At 55.0% G+C, this 25,610-nt stretch carries 19 protein-coding genes; 13 read left to right on the top strand and 6 right to left on the bottom strand.

What is annotated here, in order from left to right; genetic code table 11:
• Positions 1–123: 123 nt before the first annotated feature.
• Positions 124–969: an arabinose operon transcriptional regulator AraC gene (araC, locus tag EQV24_RS17305; RefSeq protein WP_013095551.1), complete on the bottom strand. Its 846-nt coding sequence runs from the start codon at positions 967–969 to the stop codon at positions 124–126.
• Between the two features lie 336 nt (positions 970–1,305).
• Between araC and araB the strand changes: the two genes are divergently transcribed.
• From araB to rluA, 6 genes are all read left to right on the top strand, one after another.
• Positions 1,306–3,015 carry a ribulokinase gene (gene araB / locus EQV24_RS17295; protein WP_130626875.1) on the top strand — a complete coding sequence of 570 codons (1,710 nt, stop codon included), beginning with the start codon at positions 1,306–1,308 and terminating at the stop codon, positions 3,013–3,015.
• A gap of 10 nt (positions 3,016–3,025) precedes the next feature.
• Positions 3,026–4,528: an L-arabinose isomerase gene (araA, locus tag EQV24_RS17290; protein ID WP_130626874.1), complete on the top strand. Its 1,503-nt coding sequence runs from the start codon at positions 3,026–3,028 to the stop codon at positions 4,526–4,528.
• Between the two features lie 86 nt (positions 4,529–4,614).
• Positions 4,615–5,310, top strand: coding sequence for an L-ribulose-5-phosphate 4-epimerase (araD, locus tag EQV24_RS17285; protein WP_013095548.1), 696 nt, complete (start codon positions 4,615–4,617; stop codon positions 5,308–5,310).
• 74 nt (positions 5,311–5,384) lie between these two features.
• Positions 5,385–7,742, top strand: a complete 2,358-nt coding sequence (gene polB / locus EQV24_RS17280) for a DNA polymerase II (RefSeq protein ID WP_126347496.1) — start codon at positions 5,385–5,387, stop codon at positions 7,740–7,742.
• A gap of 128 nt (positions 7,743–7,870) precedes the next feature.
• Complete coding sequence (gene rapA, locus EQV24_RS17275; RefSeq protein ID WP_045292756.1) at positions 7,871–10,777, top strand: RNA polymerase-associated protein RapA; 2,907 nt, start codon at positions 7,871–7,873, stop codon at positions 10,775–10,777.
• 12 nt (positions 10,778–10,789) lie between these two features.
• Complete coding sequence (gene rluA, locus EQV24_RS17270) at positions 10,790–11,449, top strand: bifunctional tRNA pseudouridine(32) synthase/23S rRNA pseudouridine(746) synthase RluA (protein WP_020688480.1); 660 nt, start codon at positions 10,790–10,792, stop codon at positions 11,447–11,449.
• Positions 11,450–11,480: 31 nt separating this feature from the next.
• Here the strand turns inward: rluA and djlA are convergent, their stop codons facing one another.
• Entirely contained in the window at positions 11,481–12,299 is an 819-nt protein-coding gene (gene djlA / locus EQV24_RS17265) for a co-chaperone DjlA (protein WP_013095544.1), read from the bottom strand.
• A 239-nt stretch (positions 12,300–12,538) separates the two neighbouring features.
• Between djlA and lptD the strand changes: the two genes are divergently transcribed.
• The 6 genes from lptD to apaH are packed head-to-tail and all read left to right on the top strand — an operon-like array spanning position 12,539 to position 19,268.
• Positions 12,539–14,890, top strand: coding sequence for an LPS assembly protein LptD (gene lptD, locus EQV24_RS17260; RefSeq protein ID WP_029882686.1), 2,352 nt, complete (start codon positions 12,539–12,541; stop codon positions 14,888–14,890).
• Positions 14,891–14,943: 53 nt separating this feature from the next.
• Positions 14,944–16,230, top strand: a complete 1,287-nt coding sequence (gene surA, locus EQV24_RS17255; protein WP_013095542.1) for a peptidylprolyl isomerase SurA — start codon at positions 14,944–14,946, stop codon at positions 16,228–16,230.
• Entirely contained in the window at positions 16,230–17,216 is a 987-nt protein-coding gene (gene pdxA, locus EQV24_RS17250; protein ID WP_013095541.1) for a 4-hydroxythreonine-4-phosphate dehydrogenase PdxA, read from the top strand. Before surA ends, pdxA begins: the two co-directional genes overlap by 1 nt.
• Complete coding sequence (gene rsmA / locus EQV24_RS17245; protein ID WP_013095540.1) at positions 17,213–18,034, top strand: 16S rRNA (adenine(1518)-N(6)/adenine(1519)-N(6))-dimethyltransferase RsmA; 822 nt, start codon at positions 17,213–17,215, stop codon at positions 18,032–18,034. Before pdxA ends, rsmA begins: the two co-directional genes overlap by 4 nt.
• A gap of 3 nt (positions 18,035–18,037) precedes the next feature.
• On the top strand, positions 18,038–18,415 hold the full coding sequence (gene apaG, locus EQV24_RS17240) for a Co2+/Mg2+ efflux protein ApaG (RefSeq protein ID WP_013095539.1): 378 nt from the start codon (positions 18,038–18,040) through the stop codon (positions 18,413–18,415).
• Positions 18,416–18,419: 4 nt separating this feature from the next.
• On the top strand, positions 18,420–19,268 hold the full coding sequence (gene apaH, locus EQV24_RS17235; RefSeq protein ID WP_020688477.1) for a bis(5'-nucleosyl)-tetraphosphatase (symmetrical) ApaH: 849 nt from the start codon (positions 18,420–18,422) through the stop codon (positions 19,266–19,268).
• 39 nt (positions 19,269–19,307) lie between these two features.
• Here the strand turns inward: apaH and folA are convergent, their stop codons facing one another.
• The 4 genes from folA to EQV24_RS23865 form a co-directional block, all read right to left on the bottom strand.
• Positions 19,308–19,787: a type 3 dihydrofolate reductase gene (gene folA / locus EQV24_RS17230; RefSeq protein WP_008502023.1), complete on the bottom strand. Its 480-nt coding sequence runs from the start codon at positions 19,785–19,787 to the stop codon at positions 19,308–19,310.
• Positions 19,788–19,901: 114 nt separating this feature from the next.
• A complete protein-coding gene (gene kefC, locus EQV24_RS17225) occupies positions 19,902–21,767 on the bottom strand; it encodes a glutathione-regulated potassium-efflux system protein KefC (RefSeq protein WP_095907326.1) in 1,866 nt (621 codons plus the stop codon).
• Positions 21,760–22,290 (bottom strand): glutathione-regulated potassium-efflux system oxidoreductase KefF, encoded by a 531-nt coding sequence (gene kefF, locus EQV24_RS17220; RefSeq protein ID WP_048972731.1) that lies wholly within the window; start codon positions 22,288–22,290, stop codon positions 21,760–21,762. The genes kefC and kefF overlap by 8 nt, the downstream gene beginning before the upstream one ends.
• A gap of 364 nt (positions 22,291–22,654) precedes the next feature.
• Complete coding sequence (locus EQV24_RS23865) at positions 22,655–23,095, bottom strand: hypothetical protein (RefSeq protein WP_162185059.1); 441 nt, start codon at positions 23,093–23,095, stop codon at positions 22,655–22,657.
• 67 nt (positions 23,096–23,162) lie between these two features.
• On the opposite strand from EQV24_RS23865, the gene EQV24_RS17215 reads away from it, so the two are divergent.
• Complete coding sequence (locus EQV24_RS17215) at positions 23,163–25,580, top strand: autotransporter outer membrane beta-barrel domain-containing protein (RefSeq protein WP_230210020.1); 2,418 nt, start codon at positions 23,163–23,165, stop codon at positions 25,578–25,580.
• Positions 25,581–25,610: the final 30 nt, after the last annotated feature.

The following is a 25,610-nucleotide window of genomic DNA, read 5'->3' as shown; positions in this document are numbered from 1 at the left end:
TTCCGGTCAGAAAACGAATCAGGGATTCTGCTTAGCGCCCTGCACCGCGTCAAGACAACAATTGTCTGAATAGTTTACAGGTTGCTTCCGTTGTTCACCTGCTTGTTTATCTTTTTTTACCGTTTATTCACATCCCGCCCGGAATTCACTGGGGCTGGCGCCAGTGCATTTTTTAAATACGCGGGAAAAATAGAGTTGATCTTCAAAGCCCACATTGCGCCCTACGGTGGCAATGGGCATCCGGGTGGTGCTGAGCAGCAGTTTCGCCTGGCTGATGCGCTGATCTTCGCGCCAGCTCAGCACGCTGACACCCAACTGCTGCCGGAACAGATGCGATAGCCGCGACGGCGACAGGCAGACATGCTGGGCCACGCTGGCGATATCAAACTGGCTGTCGGCCAGGTGGTCGCTGATGTACTGGCAGGCATCACGCACACGGTTATCCAGCGGCGGATTAAGCGACGCGTTAATCGCCTCCATCCGGCGCAGTAACACCTGTTCAAGCAAATTAATTGCCAGTAGCTCAGCGTAGCGCCCACCGGCCTGTCCTGCCTCTATGATCTGAGCAAACAGCTCGCGGAACTGGGCCAGATGAGCGTCGTCCGGGCGGTAAAAACCGGTGTGTGCAAAAATGGCTGGCCACGAAAGCCACTCCTGCCAGTAGGCGCGGGGGCGGAAGTAGACCCACTGGTGATACCACTCTTTGGCATCCGGATGACGCCCGTAATGGTGGATCTCGCCAGGCGGAAACAGCAGCATATCGCCGGGACGACAGACGAACTGCTGATCGTTGTTTTTGATTATCCCTTCCCCACGCACGGTCAGGTTCAGAATGTACCCTTTCATCCCAAGCGGACGGTCAACGTAAAAATCGAGATATCCCTCAGCCTCGATAGGGGTCAGCCCCGCCACCAGGTGGGCGTTAAACGAATAACCCGGCAGTAAGGGATCGTTTTGCGTTTCGGCCATAGATTCAGTTCTCCCAACGGTACTGAAGGAAACCAATTGTCCATATCGTTAAAAGCCGTATAAAAATGGCCTGCGACGAGATCCAAAAAGCATCACGTCTCTTTTACGTCCGCCATGTTTCAGCCTTTCCCCCTGATTTCTCCGCCAGAGTGGGCAGATAAGCAGTAACAAAAGTGTCTATAAGTGCGGCAGAAATGTCCACATTGAATATTTGCACGGCGTCACACTTTCCATCTTAACAGCAATTTAGTCCATAAGATTAGCGGATCCTGCCTGACGATTTTCGCCCCCAGTCTCTAATGTTCTCTCATACCTGTTTTCTGATGGAGCAACACCATGGCAATTGCGATTGGCCTCGATTTTGGCAGCGACTCGGTTCGCGCCCTGGCAGTGGACTGTACGTCCGGCCAGGAGATAGCAACCAGCGTTGAGTGGTACCCACGCTGGCAAGAGGGGCGCTACTGCGATGCGCCAAACAACCAGTTCCGTCACCATCCACGCGACTACATCGAGTCGATGGAAGCGGCAATCAAAACCGTGCTGGCAGAATTGACTGACGCCCAGCGTGCAGAGGTGGTTGGGATTGGCGTAGACAGCACCGGTTCTACCCCCGCGCCAGTGGATGCGGAAGGCCGGGTGCTCGCGCTACGTCCTGAGTTCGCCGACAACCCGAACGCCATGTTTGTGCTGTGGAAAGACCATACCGCCGTCGAAGAGGCCGAAGCCATCACCCGGTTGTGCCACCAGCCGGGCAAAACCGACTATTCGCGCTACATCGGCGGAATTTATTCCAGTGAATGGTTCTGGGCCAAGATCCTGCATGTCACCCGCGCTGACGCAGCGGTTGCACAGGCAGCCACATCGTGGATTGAACTGTGTGACTGGGTTCCTGCCCTGCTCTCAGGTACCACCCGCCCGCAGGATATTCGCCGCGGCCGCTGCAGCGCCGGGCATAAATCCCTATGGCATGAAAGCTGGGGCGGTCTGCCACCGGCAGCCTTCTTCGATGAACTCGATCCGATTATCAACAAGAGCCTGAAGTACCCGCTCTTTACCGACACCTTTACCGCGGATATTCCGGTGGGCACGCTCTGCGAAGAGTGGGCAACACGCCTGGGCCTGCCGCAAAACGTGGCAATCTCCGGCGGTGCGTTTGACTGCCATATGGGCGCGGTGGGCGCTGGCGCCCAACCCAATACGCTGGTGAAAGTGATCGGCACCTCCACCTGCGACATCCTGACGGCGGATAAGGCCAGCGTCGGTGACCGCGCAGTGAAAGGTATCTGCGGACAAGTCGACGGCAGCGTGGTGCCGGACTTTATCGGTCTGGAAGCCGGGCAGTCTGCGTTTGGCGATATTTACGCCTGGTTTGGTCGGGTACTGGGCTGGCCGCTGGACCAGCTGGCGACCGCGCACCCGGAACTGAAAACCCAGATTGCCGAGAGTAAGAAACAGCTGCTGCCCCAGCTCACCGCCGCGTGGGCGAAAAATCCGTCTCTTGAACACCTGCCGGTGGTGCTCGACTGGTTCAACGGCCGCCGTACGCCATTTGCCAACCAGCGTCTTAAAGGCGTTATCACCGATCTCAATCTGGCGACCGATGCCCCGGCCCTGTTTGGCGGCCTGATTGCAGCCACCGCCTTTGGTGCCCGCGCGATTATGGAGTGCTTCACCGAACAGGGCATCGACGTCAATAACGTCATGGCGCTGGGCGGTATCGCCCGTAAAAACCCGGTGATCATGCAGGCCTGCTGCGACGTGCTGAACCGTCCGCTGCAGATTGTCGCGTCCGATCAATGCTGCGCGCTGGGTGCGGCTATTTTCGCCGCCGTTGCCGCGGGCGTACACGCCGATATCCCGACTGCACAGCAGCATATGGCAAGCGCGGTCGAAAATACCCTTCAGCCGCGTGCTCAACAGGCGCAACGCTTTGAACAGCTTTATCAGCGCTACCAGCAATGGGCAAAAAGCGCCGAACTTCACTATCTCCCTGTCGCCGCCCCGTCAAAACACACCGCGGATACGACGGCAACCCTGACCCATTAAGGACACGACGATGACCATTTTTGATAATTATGAAGTGTGGTTTGTGATTGGCAGCCAGCATTTGTACGGACCGCAAGCGTTGCAACAGGTGACGAAACATGCGGAACACGTCGTGAACGCGCTGAACGCGGAAGCCAAACTGCCATGTAAACTGGTGCTGAAGCCGCTGGGCACGACGCCGGATGAGATCACCCATATCTGCCGTGACGCAAACTACGACGATAAATGCGCGGGTCTGGTAGTGTGGCTGCACACCTTCTCACCCGCCAAAATGTGGATCAACGGTCTGTCAATCCTCAACAAACCGCTGCTGCAATTCCATACCCAGTTCAACGCCTCCCTGCCATGGGACAGCATTGATATGGACTTTATGAACCTGAACCAGACCGCGCACGGCGGCCGTGAGTTCGGCTTCATCGGCGCCCGTATGCGTCAGCAGCACGCCGTAGTGACCGGACACTGGCAGGATCAACATGCGCAGAAACGCATCGGCTCCTGGATGCGTCAGGCCGTTTCCAAACAGGATACCCACCATCTGAAAGTGGTGCGATTTGGCGACAACATGCGTGAAGTGGCAGTCACCGACGGTGATAAAGTTGCCGCGCAGATCAAGTTCGGTTTTTCCGTGAACACCTGGGCCGTGGGTGACCTGGTGCAGGTCGTCAATGAGATCGGCGATGGCGACGTGAGCGCGCTGGTTGACGAATACGAAAGCAGCTACCGCCTCACCGCAGCGGCGCAGGTGAAGGGTGACAAACGCCAGAACGTGCTGGACGCGGCGCGCATTGAACTGGGGATGAAACGCTTCCTGGAACAGGGTGGCTTCCACGCCTTTACCACGACATTTGAAGATCTCCATGGTCTGAAACAACTGCCGGGTCTGGCAGTACAACGTCTGATGCAGCAGGGCTACGGCTTCGCGGGCGAAGGCGACTGGAAAACTGCCGCTCTGCTTCGCATCATGAAAGTGATGTCAACCGGTCTGCAGGGCGGCACCTCCTTTATGGAGGACTACACCTACCACTTCGAAAATGGCAACGACCTGGTACTCGGTTCACACATGCTGGAAGTGTGCCCATCCATTGCCGTCGAAGAGAAACCGATCCTCGACGTGCAGCATCTCGGCATTGGCGGCAAAGCGGATCCGGCACGTTTGATCTTCAACACCCGTACCGGCCCGGCCATCAACGCCAGCCTGATTGACCTGGGCGATCGTTTCCGCCTGCTGGTGAACTGTGTGGATGCGGTTGAAACGCCACACGCGCTGCCAAAACTGCCGGTCGCCAACGCCCTGTGGAAAGCGCAGCCCGATCTGCCAACCGCCTCCGAAGCCTGGATCGTCGCCGGTGGCGCGCACCATACCGTCTTCAGTCACGCGCTGGATCTCAACGATATGCGTCAGTTCGCTGAACTGCACGACATCGAACTGACCGTGATCGATAACGATACCCGCCTGCCCGCGTTTAAAGACGCGCTGCGCTGGAATGAAGTCTATTACGGTTCGAAACGTTAAGTACGACGTGCCCGGTGGCACTGCGTTTACCGGGCCTACGATTGTGTAGGCCGGATAAGCGAAGCGCCATCCGGCGGGAGACAACAATGCTAGAAGATCTCAAACGCCAGGTACTCGAAGCCAACCTGGCGCTGCCTAAACATAATCTGGTGACCCTGACCTGGGGCAACGTCAGCGCCGTTGACCGCGAAAAAGGGGTGTTCGTCATCAAGCCTTCCGGCGTGGATTATACGGTGATGACCGCTGATGATATGGTTGTGGTCAGCATTGCAACCGGTGAAGTGGTGGAAGGGAAGAAAAAACCCTCCTCCGATACCCCCACCCATCGCCTGCTGTATCAGGCATTTCCGACCATCGGCGGCATTGTGCATACCCACTCGCGTCATGCGACTATCTGGGCGCAGGCAGGCCAGTCCATCCCGGCTACCGGTACCACGCACGCAGACTACTTTTACGGCACCATCCCCTGCACCCGCCTGATGACCGATGCGGAAATCAACGGCGAGTACGAGTGGGAAACCGGCAATGTGATTGTCGAAACCTTTGAAAAACAGGGAATCGACGCAGCACAGATGCCCGGGGTGCTGGTGCATTCTCACGGCCCGTTTGCGTGGGGCAAAAATGCGGAAGATGCAGTGCATAACGCGATTGTGCTGGAAGAGGTGGCCTATATGGGCATCTTCTGTCGTCAACTGGCACCACAGTTGCCGGATATGCAACAGACGCTGCTGGACAAACACTACCTGCGCAAGCACGGTGCAAAAGCCTATTACGGGCAATAAACTGTATATAAACCCAGCATAAAACCGCTAACCAGGCTATAATCAGGCCTGGTTTTGTTTTATGGGATAACGGCGTGACGCAGGCGCAAGAAGGTTTTTTACTGACCCGACACTGGCGGGATACGCCTCAGGGAACAGAGGTGGAGTTCTGGCTGGCGACGGACAACGGCCCGCTGCGCGTTACCCTGCCGCCACAGGAGTCCGTGGCATTTATTCCTGAAGCCCACATCGACAAAGCAAAGCAGCTACTGCGCGGTGAAAACAACTGGCGCATCACGCCACTTGAGCTAAAAGATTTCCATCGCCAGCCGGTTTACGGTCTCTATTGTCGCGCCCATCGCCAGCTGATGCGCTATGAAAAACTGCTGCGCGAGGCGGGCGTCACCCTGTACGAGGCCGATATTCGTCCCCCGGAACGTTTTCTGATGGAGCGGTTTATTACCGCCCCTGTCTGGGTTGATGGCACAGCGCACAACGGCGGGCTGATTAACGCCCGCCTGAAACCCAACCCGCACTACCGTCCGCCGTTGAAATGGGTCTCACTGGACATCGAAACCACCCGTCACGGTGAACTGTACTGTATTGGTCTTGAAGGCTGCGGCGACCGGGTTGTCTATATGCTCGGGCCACCGAATGGCGATGCCTCCGCGCTGGACTTCCGGCTAGAGTACGTCAACAGTCGGCCACAGCTGCTGGAAAAACTGAACCAGTGGTTTGCCGATCGCGATCCCGATGTCCTGATCGGCTGGAACGTGGTGCAGTTCGACCTGCGGGTACTGCAAAAACACGCCGAGCGTTACCGCATCCCGCTCATGCTTGGGCGGGGTCATAGCGAACTGGAATGGCGCGAGCACGGTTTCAAAAACGGCGTCTTCTTCGCGCAGGCCAACGGTCGCCTGATTATCGACGGCATCGAGGCGCTGAAATCCGCATTCTGGAATTTTTCTTCCTTCTCGCTGGAGGCAGTGGCGCAGGAGCTGCTGGGGGAAGGGAAATCCATCGATAACCCGTGGGACCGAATGGATGAGATCGACCGCCGCTTCAACGAAGACAAACCGGCACTTGCCACCTATAACCTGAAAGATTGTGAGCTGGTTACGCAGATTTTCCACAAAACCGAGATCATGCCTTTTCTGCTGGAACGCGCCACAGTAAATGGTCTTGCCGCTGATCGGCACGGCGGTTCCGTGGCGGCATTCAGCCATCTGTACTTTCCCCGCATGCACCGGGCAGGCTACGTCGCACCGAACCTGGGGGACGTGCCGCCGCAGGCAAGCCCTGGCGGCTACGTGATGGATTCCCGGCCGGGACTGTATGACTCCGTGCTGGTACTGGACTACAAAAGCCTCTACCCCTCGATTATCCGCACCTTTTTGATTGATCCGGTGGGGCTGGTAGAGGGGATGGCGCAGCCGGACGATATGCACAGCACCGACGGGTTTCTGGGGGCGCGTTTCTCACGGGAGAAACACTGCCTGCCGGAGATCGTGGGACAGATCTGGCACGGGCGCGACGAGGCCAAGCGCCACGGCAACAAGCCGCTTTCTCAGGCGCTGAAAATTATCATGAATGCCTTTTACGGTGTGCTGGGCACCAGCGCCTGTCGCTTCTTCGACCCGCGTCTCGCCTCGTCTATCACCATGCGCGGGCATGAGATCATGCGCCAGACAAAGGCGCTGATCGAATCCCAGGGCTATGAAGTGATCTATGGCGATACCGACTCCACCTTCGTCTGGTTGAAAGGCGCGCACGCCGAAGAGGAAGCCGCGCGAATTGGCAAACAGCTGGTCGCCTTCGTGAACGACTGGTGGCAAGCGCATTTGCAAAAAGAGCGGTTAACCAGTGCGTTAGAGCTGGAGTATGAAACCCATTTCAGCCGCTTTTTAATGCCCACTATCCGTGGAACCGATCAGGGCAGCAAGAAACGCTACGCCGGACTGATTCAGGAAGGTGAAAAGCAACGCATGGTGTTTAAAGGGCTGGAGACGGTACGCACAGACTGGACTCCGCTGGCTCAGCAGTTCCAGCAAACGCTCTATCTGCGGATCTTTCGTAATGAGCCTTATCAGGACTACGTCCGCGAGACGATAGCCAGCCTGATGGCTGGCGAGCTCGACAACCAGCTGGTGTATCGCAAACGCCTGCGCCGCCCGCTGGCCGAGTATCAGCGTAACGTTCCGCCACACGTCCGCGCCGCGCGTCTGGCGGATGAAGAGAACGTCCGTCGGGGGCGCGCCCCGCAGTATCAGAACCGGGGCACCATTAAGTATGTCTGGACGACAAACGGGCCAGAGCCCGTGGATTATCAACACTCTGCGCTGGACTACGACCACTACCTGACGCGCCAGCTTCAGCCCGTCGCGGATGGAATTTTGCCGTTCATTGACGACGATTTTGCTACACTAGTGACAGGGCAACTTGGCCTATTTTGACACGTGACGAAATCGCTGCCATCCAGTACCATAGCGCCCTTTCCACTCCCGGACCCATTTTTCGATGACCGTCTTTTTTGACGGTGGTTGAACTATTGCCTGCAATTAAAGATTAGAGCCGAACATATATGCCTTTTACACTTGGTCAACGCTGGATCAGCGATACAGAAAGCGAACTTGGATTGGGAACCGTGGTTGCAGTCGATGCACGCATGGTCACCCTCCTTTTCCCTGCTACCGGTGAAAACCGCCTGTACGCTCGCAATGACTCCCCTGTTACCCGCGTGATGTTCAATCCAGGTGACACCGTGACCAGCCACGACGGCTGGCAGCTAAAGGTTGAAGACGTAAAAGAAGAGAATGGTCTGCTCGCCTACATTGGGACTCGCCTCGACACTGACGAGAGCAATGTCATCCTGCGTGAAGTGCTGCTCGACAGCAAACTGGTTTTCAGCAAGCCGCAGGATCGCCTGTTTGCCGGGCAAATCGACCGTATGGATCGCTTCTCCCTGCGCTATCGCGCACGTAAATTCCAGAGTGAACAGTACCGCATGCCGTGGAGCGGCCTGCGTGGTCAACGCACCAGCCTGATCCCTCATCAGCTGAATATCGCCCATGACGTTGGCCGTCGTCATGCGCCTCGCGTACTGCTGGCAGACGAAGTGGGCCTCGGTAAAACCATTGAAGCCGGTATGATCCTGCATCAACAACTGCTCTCTGGCGCCGCCGAGCGCGTGCTGATCGTGGTACCGGAAACGCTGCAACACCAGTGGCTGGTTGAGATGCTGCGCCGCTTTAACCTTCGTTTCTCGCTGTTTGACGACGAGCGCTACGCCGAAGCCCAGCATGACGCAGACAACCCGTTTGAAACCGAACAACTGGTCATCTGCTCCCTGGACTTCGTGCGCCGCAGCAAGCAGCGTCTTGAGCATCTGTGCGACGCAGAGTGGGATCTGCTGGTGGTCGACGAAGCGCACCACCTGGTCTGGAGCGAAGAGGCACCGAGCCGTGAATACATGGCGATTGAACAGCTTGCCGAGCGCGTGCCGGGCGTCCTGCTGCTGACCGCAACGCCGGAGCAGCTGGGGCTGGAGAGCCACTTCGCCCGTCTGCGCCTGCTCGATCCAAACCGCTTCCATGACTTTGAGCAGTTTGTCGAAGAACAGAATAATTACCGCCCGGTTGCCGATGCTGTCGCCATGCTGCTGGCGGGCAAACGCCTCTCGAATGACGAACTCAACACCCTGAGCGATCTGATTGGCGAACAGGATATTGAGCCGCTGCTGCAGGCAGCCAACAGTGACAGCGACAACGCTGGATCCGCGCGTAAAGAGCTGATCGATATGCTGATGGACCGCCACGGCACCAGCCGCGTGCTGTTCCGTAACACCCGTAACGGCGTGAAGGGCTTCCCGAAACGCGAACTGCATACCATCAAGCTGCCGCTGCCGACGCAGTATCAGACGGCAATAAAAGTCTCCGGCATTATGGGGGCGCGCAAAAGCCAGGAAGAACGTGCGCGCGACATGCTCTACCCGGAGCAGATTTATCAGGAATTTGAAGGCGATACCGGAACCTGGTGGAACTTCGACCCGCGTGTTGAATGGCTGATGGGTTACTTAACGGCTCATCGTTCACAGAAAGTGCTGGTGATCTGCGCCAAGGCGGCCACCGCGCTGCAGCTGGAGCAGGTTCTGCGCGAGCGCGAAGGTATTCGAGCCGCCGTGTTCCACGAGGGGATGTCCATTGTCGAGCGTGACCGCGCCGCGGCCTGGTTCAGTGAAGAAGACAGCGGCGCACAGGTTCTGCTGTGCTCTGAAATCGGTTCTGAAGGGCGTAACTTCCAGTTCGCCAGCAACCTGGTGATGTTCGATCTGCCGTTCAACCCCGACCTGCTGGAACAGCGTATCGGCCGTCTGGACCGTATCGGTCAGGCGCATGATATTCAGATCCACGTCCCTTACCTGGAAAAAACCGCTCAGTCGGTGCTGGTACGCTGGTTCCACGAAGGTCTGGACGCGTTCGAACATACCTGTCCGACGGGACGCACCATTTACGATCAGGTGCATACGGATCTGATCGGTTACCTGGCAGCGCCGGAAAATACGGACGGTTTTGATGAGCTGATCAAATCCTGTCGCGAAAAGCATGAGGCTCTGAAAGCGCAGCTGGAGCAGGGACGTGACCGCCTGCTGGAAATCCACTCCAACGGTGGCGAAAAAGCGCAGGCGCTTGCCGAAAGCATTGAAGAGCAGGATGACGACACCAGCCTGATCAGCTTCGCCATGAACCTGTTCGACATCGTCGGGATTAACCAGGACGATCGCGGCGAGAACATGATCGTGCTGACCCCATCCGATCATATGCTGGTTCCGGATTTCCCGGGCCTGCCGGAGGATGGTTGCACCATCACCTTTGAGCGTGACGTGGCGCTGTCTCGCGAAGACGCGCAGTTCATCACCTGGGAACACCCGTTGATCCGCAACGGCCTCGACCTGATCCTTTCCGGCGACACGGGTAGCAGCACGATTTCCTTGTTGAAAAACAAAGCATTACCCGTTGGTACGCTGCTGGTTGAGCTGATCTATGTTGTGGAAGCGCAAGCGCCGAAACAGCTGCAGCTCACCCGCTTCCTGCCGCCAACGCCAGTGCGTCTGCTGCTGGATAAAAACGGCACCAACCTGGCTGCACAGGTTGAATTCGAGAGTTTCAACCGCCAGCTGAGCGCAGTAAACCGCCACACGGGCAGCAAACTGGTCAACGCCGTACAACAGGACGTGCACGCCATTCTGCAGTTGGGTGAAACGCAGATCGAAAAAGCGGCCAGGACGCTGATTGATGCCGCTCGCGAGGAAGCCGATGAGAAACTGTCTGCAGAGCTGTCTCGTCTGGAAGCGTTAAAAGCGGTGAACCCAAACATCCGTGATGACGAACTGACCGCGATTGAGAGCAACCGTCAGCAGGTGCTGGAAAGCCTGAATCAGGCAAGCTGGCGTCTGGATGCCCTGCGTCTTATCGTTGTGACGCATCAGTAAACGGAGCACAAGATGGTGATGGAGCCTTACAATCCGCCGCAAGACCCGTGGCTGGTTATCCTTTATCAGGATGAACACATTATGGTGGTCAACAAGCCAAGCGGCTTGTTGTCCGTGCCGGGACGTCTGGATGAGCACAAAGACAGCGTGATGACACGTATTCAGCGTGATTATCCCCAGGCGGAGTCCGTTCATCGCCTGGACATGGCAACCAGCGGCGTGATTGTGGTGGCGCTGAACAAAGCGGCTGAACGTGAACTCAAACGTCAGTTCCGCGAGCGTGAACCGAAAAAGCAGTATGTCGCACGCGTCTGGGGCCATCCCGCGCAGGCGGAAGGGCTGGTGGATCTGCCGCTGATTTGCGACTGGCCAAATCGGCCAAAGCAGAAGGTGTGCTATGAGACCGGCAAGGCCGCGCAAACCGAGTATGAAGTGCTGGAGTACGCGCCGGATAACACCGCGCGCGTGCTGCTAAAGCCCATTACCGGGCGTTCACATCAGCTTCGTGTGCATATGCTCGCGCTGGGGCACCCGATTCTGGGAGACCGTTTTTACGCCCCCCCGGAGGCGCTGGCTTCAGCGCCGCGTTTGCAGCTTCATGCCCAGACGCTCACCATCACCCACCCGGCGTTTGGCAACGCAATGACGTTTAAAGCCCCGGTGGACTTCTAAAAAAAATGGCCCGACTGTGTCGGGCCATTTTTTATTTGAAATTTTTCTGCTCTTTTATCAGCTCGTACGCTTTCTGGATTTCCTGCGCTTTTTGCTTAGCCATCTCCATCATCTCTGGCGGTAAACCCTTCGCGACCAGTTTATCCGGGTGATGTTCACTCATCAGCTTACGATAGGCGCGCTTGATGGTTGTCGCATCATCCGAAGGTTTCACGCCAAGCACGTTACAGGCGTCTTCCAGCGTCGGGCCACGCTGCGCCTGCTGCCAGCCGCCGCCAGAGGATTGATGCTGTTGATAGCCGCCACCAAAGTGTGCGCCGCCCTGCATCATGCGCAGGAACTGGTCGAACTGCATGCGGGAGATCCCCAGCTCTTCGGCAATCACGTATAACACATCGCGTTCATTAGGATGAAGAGACCCGTCGGCAAACGCCGCCTGAATCTGGATCTCCAGAAACATCCGAATTAAATCAAAACGGCCGAAACAGATACTGCGGAACTGACGCATTTTTTCGCGCAGCGGATAGTTATCCGATTTACCGATGCGAAACGCATTTTGCGCCGCCACACGAGATTCCCCGTGCAGATTCATGCGGTCCATAAATACGCTGGCAATCTGAATATCGGCTTCCGTCACCCGCCCTTTTGATTTGGTTAAGTGCCCCATCACCTCAAAGGTGGTGGAGAAAAAGAGGGACTGACGCTCGCGCTGGTTGGCGAACCACGCCATTTTGCGGCTGCGTGCCTTATCGAACATATGGCCAATAATCAGGCCAAGTACGATGCCCCAAAACCCGGCACCCATGATGATGGCGAACGCAACGCCGATGATTTTACCCCAATACTGCATATACTCCCCGGATAGTCATGTCCCTTGTCGACGCAACGCCATCATTACAGTGGTCGAGCCACGGTCAATTGAGGGACATCGCCTATAATTTGCATTATCATACTCGTCATTCGATAGCGAGCCTAACACTCTGGCACGCAAACGGGCAGGATTAACGCTGGTACTGCGCTGATGAGTAAGATAGTCTCTGAGCGTTTGTAAGCCGTAGCCACTGATGACGGAACACTAAAATATAACGTATGAAAAAACGTATCCCCACCCTCCTGGCCACAATGATTGGCACCGCCCTGTACAGTCAACAGGGGCTGGCGGCCGATCTTGCCTCGCAGTGTATGCTTGGCGTCCCAAGTTATAATCGCCCACTGGTGAGTGGCGATACAAATAGCTTGCCGGTAACCATTACTGCCGACAGTTCTAAAGGAACCTATCCTGACAATGCCACGTTTACGGGCAGTGTGGATATTAATCAGGGCAATAGCCGCCTGCAGGCAGATGAAGTGCAGTTGCACCAGAAGCAGCCGGAAGGTGCGGCCGAACCGGTACGAACGGTGGATGCGCTGGGTAATGTGCACTATGACGACAATCAGGTCATCCTGAAAGGTCCGAAAGCATGGTCAAACCTGAACACCAAAGATACGAACGTCTGGGAAGGTGATTACCAGATGGTAGGTCGTCAGGGGCGTGGTAAAGCAGATCTGATGAAACAGCGCGGTGAAAACCGCTATACGATTCTGGAAAACGGTTCCTTCACCTCCTGTCTGCCGGGTTCGAATACCTGGAGCGTGGTCGGAAGTGAGGTAATTCACGACCGTGAAGAACAGGTCGCAGAAATCTGGAACGCCCGGTTTAAACTCGGCCCGGTGCCGGTTTTCTATAGCCCGTACCTGCAACTTCCCGTGGGCGACAAACGTCGTTCAGGTTTCCTGATCCCAAATGCCAAATACAGCACCTCGAACTATTTTGAGTTCTATCTGCCGTATTACTGGAACATCGCGCCCAACATGGACGCCACGATCACGCCGCACTATATCCATAAGCGCGGCAACGTCATGTGGGAAAACGAGTTCCGCTATCTGACCCAGGCGGGTACCGGTTTGATGGAACTGGATTATCTGCCATCAGATAAAGTCTTCCAGGATGAGCACCCAACAGAAGGTGATAAACACCGTTGGATGTACTTCTGGCGTCACGCTGGCGTCATGGACCAGGTCTGGCGTTTTAACGTCGACTACACCAAAGTCAGCGATCCTTACTATTTCAACGACTTCGATTCCAAGTACGGTTCCAGTACCGATGGTTACGCCACGCAGAAATTTAGCGTTGGCTATGCTATTCAGAACTTCAACGCTACGGTGTCGACGAAGCAGTTCCAGGTGTTTGATAGCCAGACGCGAAGCACTTACGGTGCAGAACCGCAGCTGGATGTGAACTGGTATCAGAACGATGTTGGTCCATTCGATACCCGCGTCTACGCTCAGGCAGTGCATTTCGTCAATACCAACTCGGACATGCCGGAAGCCACGCGTGTTCATTTAGAACCGACGATCAATTTACCGCTGTCGAACAACTGGTCGAGTCTGAATACCGAAGCCAAGCTGATGGCGACCCATTACCAGCAGAAAAATGTGGACTGGTATAACAACCGTTATGGCACCGACCTTGACGAATCCGTGAACCGCGTTCTTCCACAATTCAAAATGGACGGTAAGCTGATCTTCGAGCGCGATATGGGTCTGCTGGCGGATGGGTATACGCAGACGCTTGAGCCACGTATGCAGTATTTGTACGTGCCTTATCGCGATCAGAGCAAAATCCAGAACTATGACTCCGCTTTCCTGCAGTCTGACTACAGCGGCCTGTTCCGTGACCGTACCTACGGCGGTCTCGACCGTATTGCTTCCGCGAACCAGTTAACGACCGGCGTCACAACGCGCGTTTATGATGAATCTGCCGTTGAACGTTTTAACGTTTCTGTTGGTCAAATCTACTATTTCACCGAGTCTCGTACCGGTGATGACAATATCAACTGGGAGAAAGACAACAAAACAGGTTCGCTGGTGTGGGCGGGCGATACCTACTGGCGCATGACCGATCGCTGGGGCTTACGCGGGGGTCTGCAGTACGACACGCGTCTCGACAATATTGCGACCAGCAGTGCAGCCGTCGAGTACCGTCGCGATGAAGATCGTATGGTGCAGTTGACCTATCGTTACGCCAGCCCGGAATATATTCAGGCAACATTGCCGAACTATGCCACCAGTGAACAGTATAAAGACGGGATTTCGCAGGTGGGTGGTGCAGCCAGTTGGCCAATCGCTGACCGCTGGTCAATTGTGGGCGCATACTACTTTGACACTAACGCCAACAAGCCTGCTGACCAGATGGTTGGTCTGCAATATAACTCCTGCTGTTACGCGCTGCGTGTCGGCTACGAACGCAAGCTTAACGGCTGGGATACTCAAAACAATCAGAGCAAATACGATAACGTGATTGGCTTTAATGTCGAATTGCGCGGCCTGAGCTCAAACTACGGCCTGGGCACGCAGCAGATGCTGCGCTCGAACATTCTGCCGTACCGCAGTTCCTTGTAATGTGCTTGTTTTGCAACGTAATCCGCTTTGCGGTTAATTGAAATGGAAAAAGTATGAAGAACTGGAAAACGCTGCTGCTCGGTGTCGCTATGGTTGCGAATACCAGCTTCGCGGCCCCCCAGGTTGTTGATAAGGTCGCCGCTGTGGTTAACAACGGTGTCGTGCTCGAAAGTGACGTTGACGGTTTGATGAAATCTGTGAAGCTCAATTCGGGCCAGGCGGGTCAGCAACTTCCGGATGACGCAACGCTGCGCCATCAGATCCTGGAACGTCTGATCATGGATCAGATTGTCCTGCAAATGGGTCAGAAAATGGGCGTGAAGATCACTGACGAGCAGCTCGATCAGGCGATCGCTAACATCGCTAAGCAGAACAATATGACCCTGGATCAGATGCGTAGTCGTCTGGCCTATGATGGCATCAGCTATTCAACCTACCGTAATCAGATCCGTAAAGAGATGCTGATCTCAGAAGTGCGTAACAATGAAGTTCGTCGCCGCGTCACCATCCTGCCGCAGGAAGTCGACGCGCTGGCAAAACAGGTGGGCAACCAGAACGATGCCAGCACCGAGCTGAATCTGAGCCATATTCTGATCCCGCTGCCTGAGAACCCAACGTCTGACCAGGCCGCAGAAGCGGAAAGCCAGGCGCGCGCTATCGTTGAGCAGGCACGTAACGGCAGTGACTTTGGCAAGCTGGCCATTACCTACTCTGCAGACCAACAGGCGCTGAAAGGCGGCCAGATGGGCTGGGGACGTATTCAGGAACTGCCATCCATCTTTGCCCAGGCGCTGAGCACGGCGAAGAAAGGCGACATCGTGGGTCCAATCCGTTCAGGTGTTGGCTTCCACATCCTGAAAGTCAACGATCTGCGTGGTCAGAGCCAGAACATCTCCGTCACCGAAGTTCATGCTCGCCACATTCTGCTGAAACCGTCACCGATCATGACGGACGATCAGGCGCGTGCGAAGCTGCAACAGATTGCTGCGGACATTAAGAGCGGAAAAACGTCGTTTGCGAATGCCGCAAAAGAGTTCTCTCAGGATCCTGGCTCTGCTAACCAGGGCGGCGACCTGGGCTGGGCGGCGGCGGATATCTACGATCCGGCATTCCGCGATGCGCTGATGAAGCTGAACAAGGGCCAGATGAGTGCGCCGGTACACTCCTCCTTTGGCTGGCATCTGATCGAACTGCTGGATACCCGCAACGTTGATAAAACCGACGCAGCGCAGAAAGACAGAGCCTATCGTATGCTGTTCAACCGTAAGTTCTCTGAAGAAGCGGCAACCTGGATGCAGGAACAACGCGCCAGCGCTTACGTGAAAGTTCTGAGCAACTAATGAAACAGCATCGTGTTGTGATCACCCCCGGCGAACCCGCCGGGATTGGGCCTGACCTCGTGGTCCAGCTTGCCCAACGTAGCTGGCCGGTGGAACTGGTCGTCTGTGCTGATGCAACACTGTTACAAGACCGGGCTTCACTGCTCGGTCTGCCTTTAACGCTTATCCCCTACGTTGAAGGCCAGCAGCCTGCACCGCAGCAAGCCGGAACGCTCACGCTTCTTCCCGTCCCTCTTCGTACTCCTGTTATTCCGGGTCAGCTCAGCACTGAAAACGGCCACTATGTTGTCGAAACCCTGGCGCGCGCCTGCGATGGTTGCATAAAGGGTGAATTTGCTGCCCTGATTACGGGCCCCGTGCACAAAGGGGTGATTAACGAAGCCGGTATTCCGTTCACCGGACATACCGAGTTTTTTGAAGAGCGATCGCACAGCCCGAAAGTGGTGATGATGCTGGCGACGGAAGCGATGCGGGTGGCTCTGGTAACAACCCATCTGCCGATTAAGGCCATTCCTGACGCCATCACCCCTGAACTGCTGCGAGAGATCATCGGGATACTGCATCACGATCTGCAGACCAAATTCGGTATTAAACAGCCGCACGTTCTGGTCTGTGGCCTGAACCCACACGCCGGGGAAGGCGGGCATATGGGGACTGAAGAGATCGACACCATCATTCCGGTGCTGAATGAAATGCGGGCGAAAGGGATGAACCTGAGCGGGCCATTGCCTGCCGATACCCTTTTCCAGCCCAAATACCTGGATAATGCCGATGCCGTGCTCGCGATGTACCACGATCAGGGCCTGCCCGTGCTAAAATACCAGGGCTTTGGCCGCGGTGTGAATATCACCCTCGGTTTACCTTTTATTCGAACGTCCGTTGACCACGGTACTGCGCTGGATCTGGCAGGCCAGGGAAAAGCGGATGTCGGCAGTTTTATTACGGCGCTTAATCTCGCCATCAAAATGATTGTTAATACTCAATGACTAATCGAGTCCATCAGGGCCACTTAGCCCGTAAACGCTTCGGGCAAAACTTCCTCAACGATCAGTTCGTGATCGACAGTATTGTTTCGGCCATTAATCCGCAAAAAGGCCAGGCGATGGTTGAAATCGGCCCCGGTCTGGCAGCACTGACTGAACCCGTCGGCGAACGTCTGGACGAACTGACCGTTATCGAACTCGACCGCGATCTCGCTGCTCGTCTGCAAACGCACCCGTTCCTTGGGCCGAAGCTGACGATTTATCAGCAAGATGCCATGACCATGAATTTTGGCGAGCTGTCGGAAAAAATGGGTCAGCCGCTGCGCGTATTCGGTAACCTGCCCTATAACATCTCCACGCCGCTGATGTTCCACCTCTTTAGCTATACTGATGCCATTGCCGACATGCACTTCATGTTGCAAAAAGAGGTGGTAAACCGTCTGGTTGCAGGGCCGAACAGTAAAGCGTATGGTCGTTTAAGCGTGATGGCACAATATTTCTGCAATGTGATCCCGGTACTCGAAGTGCCGCCGTCTGCCTTCACGCCGCCGCCAAAAGTCGACTCTGCGGTTGTGCGCCTTGTGCCGCATAAAACGATGCCATACCCGGTCAAAGACCTGCGCGTACTGAGCCGCATCACCACAGAAGCCTTTAACCAGCGCCGTAAAACGATCCGTAATAGCCTCGGCAATCTGTTCACCGTTGACGTGCTGGCCGAGCTGGGCATTGACCCGGCAATGCGAGCAGAAAACATCTCTGTTGAGCAGTACTGTAAATTGGCTAATTACATTAGCGAAAATGCGCCGCCGAAGGAGAGTTAAGCCATGATTGATTCGCCCCGCGTCTGTGTCCAGGTACAAAGCGTTTACGTTGAGTCGCAGTCCTCACCCGATGAAGAACGTTTTGTTTTCGCCTACACCGTGACCATTCGCAACCTGGGGCGGATGCCTGTGCAACTGCTCGGGCGTTACTGGCTTATCACTAACGGCAATGGCCGTGAAATCGAAGTTCAGGGTGAAGGTGTGGTTGGTGAACAGCCCCACATCGCCCCTGGCGAAGAGTATCAGTACACCAGCGGTGCAGTGATCGAAACGCCGCTGGGTACCATGCAAGGCCATTATGAAATGGTCGACGTCGATGGCAATGTGTTCCGCGTTGCTATTCCTGTGTTCCGTCTCGCCGTTACAACACTCATTCATTAATCTAATGTCTACATATCTGATTGGCGACGTTCACGGTTGCTACGATGAACTGATCGCATTATTAAAACAGGTCGACTTTACGCCAGGACGGGATATTCTCTGGCTGACGGGCGATTTAGTGGCGCGTGGGCCAGGCTCTCTGGAGGTTTTACGCTTCGTAAAATCGCTGGGCGACAGCGTTCGCATGGTGCTGGGCAACCATGATTTGCATCTGCTCGCCGTCTTTGCCGGCATCAGCCGCAATAAGCCGAAAGATCGCCTCACCCCGCTGCTGGAGGCGCCAGACGCCGACGAACTGATCAACTGGCTGCGTCGTCAGCCCCTGTTGCAGATCGATGAAGAGAAAAAACTGGTCATGGCACACGCCGGGATCACCCCACAGTGGGATCTTGAGACGGCCAAAACCTGCGCGCGTGACGTAGAAGCCGTGCTGGCGAGCGATTCCTATCCCTTCTTCCTTGATGCCATGTACGGCGACATGCCAAATCACTGGAGTGAAGATCTGAGCGGTCTGGCGCGTCTGCGTTTTATCACGAACGCGTTCACACGGATGCGTTTCTGCTTCCCGAACGGGCAACTGGATATGTACTCAAAAGAGACGCCGGAAAGCGCACCTGCACCACTTAAACCGTGGTTTGCGATTCCCGGACCGGTCACCAGTGAGTACAGCGTGGTGTTTGGCCACTGGGCCGCGCTAGAAGGGAAAGGCACGCCAGACGGGATCTACGGTCTTGATACCGGTTGTTGCTGGGGCGGGGATTTAACCTGCTTACGCTGGGAAGATAAAACATACTTCGTGCAGCCGTCCAACCGACAGCTGGACCTGGGGGAAGGCGAGGCAGTCGCCTCCTGAGAGTGAATTCCCTCTCCCGGCCGGGAGAGGGTCTATCAACTAGCGACGTTCCAGAATCTCGAAGCAGTAGCTGTGTGAGTTCTGCGCATCCGCGTCGTGAAATTCGCTGAATACCGATTCCCACTCGTCCGGATCGTAGTCCGGGAAATGGGTATCGCCTTCCACTTCCGCATCAATATGCGTCAGATAGAGCTTTTGCGCTTTTGGCAGGAACTGCTCATATACACGCCCACCACCAATCACCATGATCTCTTCGGCGTTACCGCACGCGGCAATCGCCTCGTCCACGGATTTCACCCATTCGACGCGATCGTCAGTGCCTGGCTGGCTACTGATCACGATATTCTTACGGCCCGGCAATGGACGACCAATCGACTCCCAGGTCAGGCGGCCCATCACTACCGGCTTGTTTAACGTCGTACGTTTAAACCATGCGAGATCGGCAGGCAGGTTCCACGGCATGGCATTTTCCATACCGATAACACGGTCCACCGCCAGCGCTGCAATCAGACTGATCATTGAAAATTTCCCGGATGCAAAAAATTGCCGCCACTATACGGAAAGCTTAATCTTTCGTCGACTGGCGGCATGGTAAAGAGAGAGAAATTTTTTAATATTGCTGGCAACTCCACTTCACGCGGAAGGTTTACTCTTCGGTTCGTCCGCCGGATCGCCGGTATGCTTGCCCTCCTCCGTTCCCTGCCAGCCATGACGCTGCACCAGCGACAGATGATTACGATCCTCGTTAATGATCTCTGTCAGCATCGCACTGGTGCGTTTAAACACCGCTGCACGCTCTGAGGCCGTACTGCCCGCCATCGCCACCATCTCTTCCACCATATCGGTATTGAAGCGACGGAACAGGTCCGCACGCTCGCGCGCTTCATACGCGCCCAGGCCCAGACTTTCCAGCGCCATGCGGCCAGACTTAAGCGCCCCTTCGAAGGTTTCACGTTCGGGTGCGTCCACCCCCGCCTGTCGCAGCTGGATATAGTGATCCACATCGCGCGCGCGGGAGATAATGGTCAGGTTCGGGAAATGCTCCTTCACCAGCTCAACCAGCTGCATACTGGTCTGGGGATCGTCAATCGCGTTGATGAGGACTTCCGCTTTTGCTGCCCCGGCTGATTCCAGCAGATCGACACGCGTTGCATCGCCGTAGAAGACTTTCATATCGAACTTACGCAGGGTATCCACATGGTCCGGATCGTGATCGAGGATGACCATTTTTACCCCGCTTGAGAGCAGTAAACGACCGGTGATCTGCCCAAAGCGACCGAATCCGGCGATGATGACCCGCGGCTGTTCCTCATCGATCTCATCGGCTTCGCGTTCCTGTTCGCTGCCGGTTTTTTCCAGACGCGTCAGCAGCACCAGCAGGATCGGCGTTGCCGCCATCGACAGCGCGACCGCCAGCGTCAGCGCTTTCGCCCACTCGGGATCGAGCACATTGGCCATTTGCGCTGCGCCGAAGACCACAAACGCGAATTCGCTTCCCTGTCCGAGCAGCACGGCGAACCAAAGACGCTGTCTGCCAGGCACGTTCAGCGGACGGGCGATCAGCCACAGCATCACCATTTTGATGACCAGGAAACCGACCAGCAGGATGAGGATCCGCAGTGGATGCGTGACCAGCGTGCCAAAGTCGATAGACATCCCGACCCCGATGAAAAACAGCCCCAGCAGCAGTCCTTTAAATGGCTCGATATCACTTTCAAGCGCGTGTCGATACTCTGAGCTGGCCAGCAGAACGCCCGCGAGGAAGGCTCCCATCGCCATCGACAGCCCGGCTTCCTCCAGCAGCAGACCAAAACCAAACACCAGGAACAGCGCCACGGCACTGAACACTTCCCGCAGCCCCGAGCGGGCGACGAATCGAAGCAGCGGACGTGTTACATACCGGCCAAGCAGGACAACCAGTGCCAGCGCACCGACCACTTTCAACGCAGAGAGGGCAAAAGCGCCGAGCGTGGTGGAGGCCCCACTTGCGGCCAGCAGCGGGATCATCGCCACCAGCGGAATGGCCGCGATATCCTGAAACAGCAGAACCGAAAACGCACTGCGTCCCATCTGTGAAACAGTCAGGTTTCGCTCGTTCATTGCCTGCATGGCAATCGCCGTCGAAGAGAGTGCCAGCGTCATGCCAATAAGCTCTGCCACTTTCCAGTCCATTCCCAGCAGAATACAGAAGCCGCCCAACAGCAGACCACAGGCCGCCATTTGTAGCGCCCCGCCGCCAAACACTGAGGCGCGCAGCTTCCACAACCTCTGCGGGTCAAGTTCCAGACCAATGACAAACAGCATCAGCACGACACCAATTTCGGCGAAATGCAGGATCGCCTCCGCGTCGGTGACCAGGCGGAATCCCCAGGGTCCGATAACACACCCGGCGATCAGGTAGCCCAGCACGGAGCCCAGCCCCAGGCGAACCGCCACGGGCACAATCAGCGCCGCCGCGCCAAGGTAAATCAGCGCCTGTATCAGCGTATGGCTATCCATTGTGCGTCTCCTGCCACTCAAGTAAGCGTTGTTTATAATGACGAGCCTGCGCCTGCAACGTCTCATCGTCACAAACAAATGTGCAGTGCATAGCAAATGGAGGAAGCCAGGTAAGACCACAGTAGAGTGCTGTCGCCTGAAGCGGTTGTGCCAGCACCTCAAAACCCGGGAAAGAGCCAATATCGAAGTGGCTTTCTCCTCCACCGGTGGTAACAGCCCACATCAGGCTTTTTCCCTTCAGCGCATGCCCGTTGTGACCATACGCCCAGCCGTGGGAAAAGACTTTGTCGATCCACAATTTGAGGAGCGGAGGTATGCTGTACCACTGCATCGGGTGTTGCCAGATGATCAGATCGGCGCGAGTGAGCGCCTCCTGTTCAGCGGCGATGTCGATGTTAAAATCAGGATAAAGTTGATAGAGGGAACGTATCTCTACGTTGTCGAGTGTCCTTACCTGTTCAAGCATGCGCTTATTCGCATGGGAGTGATGCGGATAGGGATGCGCATAAATTATCAGAATCATCAGTTAGCCTGTCTTTACGGTTCCGTTCTCTCTGGTAGCAGTGAGTGTAGACATTTAACTCGCTCACTGAAAGTCTCCCATTGCCTGGTGGCGGCAAATCGCAAGTAGCGTAACTGCTTCTTTAACCATCAATGTTGTTCATATATGTGCGTCTTTGAACAAACAGGAATCCATAGTCGCCAGAAATATCTAACCAATTTTACATTTACCACACTGAAATATTAAGCATTCTTAAAACGACTTTTTAATAAAACAAAGTATACATAACCTATTGAAAAAATAATAATTTTAGATGGTTTTGCGATAACCGCTCTTCAGAAATGTATACGCAATTATTAACCTGAACATTTCACGAACTTTTCATTCAAATGGATGTGTGCATGAGTAATATACGCATTGAACTTAACAGAACAACCAGAATGCTCGGAAGACTGTTCCCCGCCATATTGGCATTCACACCAGCAATAACCTCAGCAGGAATTATTGAACAGTCTACTTCCGTCCCACAAGATTTTTCCGCTGATACCGAATATGTTATCAATAAAGATGTAACGATTTCTTCCTCAAGCAATAAAGCAGCCGTATCCGTATCAGGTATTGATGTCACATCAGTAACAAATAAAGGTAATATATCTGGAGCGGCCAACGGTCTTGATATTAACACCGGCGCCCAGCGTGTTGTTGTTGAAAATGAAGTCGGTGCAACAATTTCTTCTACCAGCGCAAACGCAGTAAATGTGGAGTCTTTACTGGGTGACTTCAATAATAGTGGAAATATAACGGGTGCTGAAAAAGGTATTTTCATTAGTGAGTCATCATCTGCTATCAATATCACTAATACCGAATCAGGATTGATTAAAGGCAAAACGGGTTTGAGCGCCGAGACAGGGTTAGGCATCAACAATGATGGCAAAATCACGGGTATTGACGGTGATGGTATTGCTTTAAGTAGTGGCAATACAAAAGTCTTAAATAGTGGTGTTATTGAAGGCACGCAGAACGGTATTTATGTCTCAGGTAACGCTAAAGTTGATATTACGAATAGCGGTTCGCTCGGGGGTGGAAATGCGGCAGTATTTTTTGCCAGCGATAAAAATAACACCCTGGTGCTTAATACTGGCTCATCATTATCAGGTGACGTTATTTCGACAGTCTCGAAAGGTAACACCCTGACCCTGGTAGGCACCGGTACAGAAGACAGCAATTTTATCGGACTGAACGAAGGCGATGGTTTCGCCTCTGTCAAAATGAACGGTGAAGACTGGACGCTGACGGGTAACGTCGACATTATTGGTGCAGGTGATTCACTGCAGGTGAATAGCGGCAACCTGACCCTGGCGGGTACCGTTTCCAATGCTGGCAATACGCTGGTGGCAAATGAAGCCACGCTCCAGCTGGGCAATGGCGAAGGTATGGCAAGTCTCAGCGGCGGCCTAACCAACAATGGTACGGTTATCTTTAACCAGGGAGGCAATTTTACGTTTTCTACCGACATGACCGGCAGCGGAAACGTAGAGAAAGTTGATGCGAATACGCTGACGCTTACCGGCAACAACAGCTATACCGGCGATACGACCCTGCGAAGCGGCACAACGCTGGTAGCGGCAGGCGCAACGTTAGGTGTTGAAAACAGCAATGCCACTCTCACCGTGCAGAACGGGGCAAAGTTTGCCACCGCAGGAACCGTCTACAACAACATCACTATTCTCAGCGGCGGTACGCTGGCAGCGTGGAATGCAATTGAGGGTAATGCAACCCTCAGAGACGCCGGCATTGATACCATTAACGGCAACGTGACCAACAGCGGCACGCTTTTGCTCAGTGCTGCCGACCACAGCGTGGGTAATGACTTTACCATCAATGGCGACTATACCGGCGCAGAAGGTAGCCAGATTGTGTTAAACAGCGAGCTGGGTACTGACACGGCACCTACCGATCATCTCACAATAACCGGCAGCAGTTTTGGCCAGTCCGGCGTGACCGTCAGCAACATGGGTGGACTTGGCGCACAGACCGTTAACGGCATGGAGATTGTCAGCGTTACCGGCAGCTCTGAAGCACAGCTGACGCTGGCCAAACCGGTTGTGGCAGGCGCATACGAATACTCTCTTTACCAGCATAGTGACGGGAACTGGTACCTGGAATCGAAGGCCACGCCACCTGTCGATCCAACAGATGATACCGATGACGGTGATAATACCGACAACGGTGGCAATACCGACGATGGCGGTAACACTGATAATGGCGGTAACAATGACAATGGCAGCAATACCGACGATGGCGGCAACAGCGGCGGCAATGATAACGGCGACGGTGGTAATAATACCGATAACGGCGGCGGCAATACCCCAGCACCAGAAGTGATGGCACCTGAAGTGGGCGCGTATTTAGGCAACTATCTGGCTGCTCAGAGTATGTTCCTGCACAAACGTGACGATCGCGATCAGCTCACTTTCCGTAACGAAGACGATCTGAATACCTGGATGTATGTTAAAGGTCGTTACCATGAAAATGATGCAGGCGGCGATAAAGTCAGCTACGACACCACGACCACCGTTCTGCAAGTCGGCAGCGATTTCCTCAGCAAGCCAATGGACAGCGGTATCCTGCGTGCCGGTGGCATGTTCGGTGCAGGCCAGGCGAAGACCCACTCAGATGCGAAACACAACGTGCGTGACGCACAGGGTAAAGTCGATGGCTTCAACGTTGGGCTCTACGCCACCTGGCAGGAAGATCAGAAATTACGCCTGGGCAGTTACATTGATACCTGGGCCGCCTACAGCTGGTACAACAACAAAGTGACCAGCAACCGCAACGATGAAGATTACAACAGCGAAGGTTTTGCCGCGTCTGTTGAAGTCGGCCATGCGTGGGTTATCCCATCTGAAAACGAGCGTACCTGGAAGATCGAGCCTCAGGCGCAGGTGATCTACAGCTATCTTGATCAGGAAAATCATACAGATCGTGATGGCGTCCGGGTGACGACTCTGGATAACGACAGCGTCTTCGGTCGTCTGGGTGTGAAATCCAGCTATTTCCAGCAAAAGGACGTCACGGCCTGGCAGCCATACGTTGCGGTAAACTGGCTGAAGGGTGCAGGTCAAAACGATCTGGCCTTCAACGACGAAACCGTAAGTAATGATACGCCGGAGGATCGTGGTCAGGTAGAGCTGGGTATTACCGGCAATCTTAACGAGACCACGACAATTTCACTTCGCGCCAGCGGCGAATGGGGTGAAAACAACTATGCCGCTTATGGCGGTCATATTTTGTTAAACCACCGCTGGTAATCCATCCGCATCAAGCAAAAAAGCAGTGGC

The sequence above is a fragment of the Enterobacter sp. A8 genome (genome assembly GCF_004296595.1).
Classification (GTDB): Bacteria; Pseudomonadota; Gammaproteobacteria; order Enterobacterales; family Enterobacteriaceae; genus Enterobacter; species Enterobacter cloacae.
Note: the sequence above shows the minus strand (reverse complement) of the source record. Positions and strands in the feature narration are given on the sequence as shown.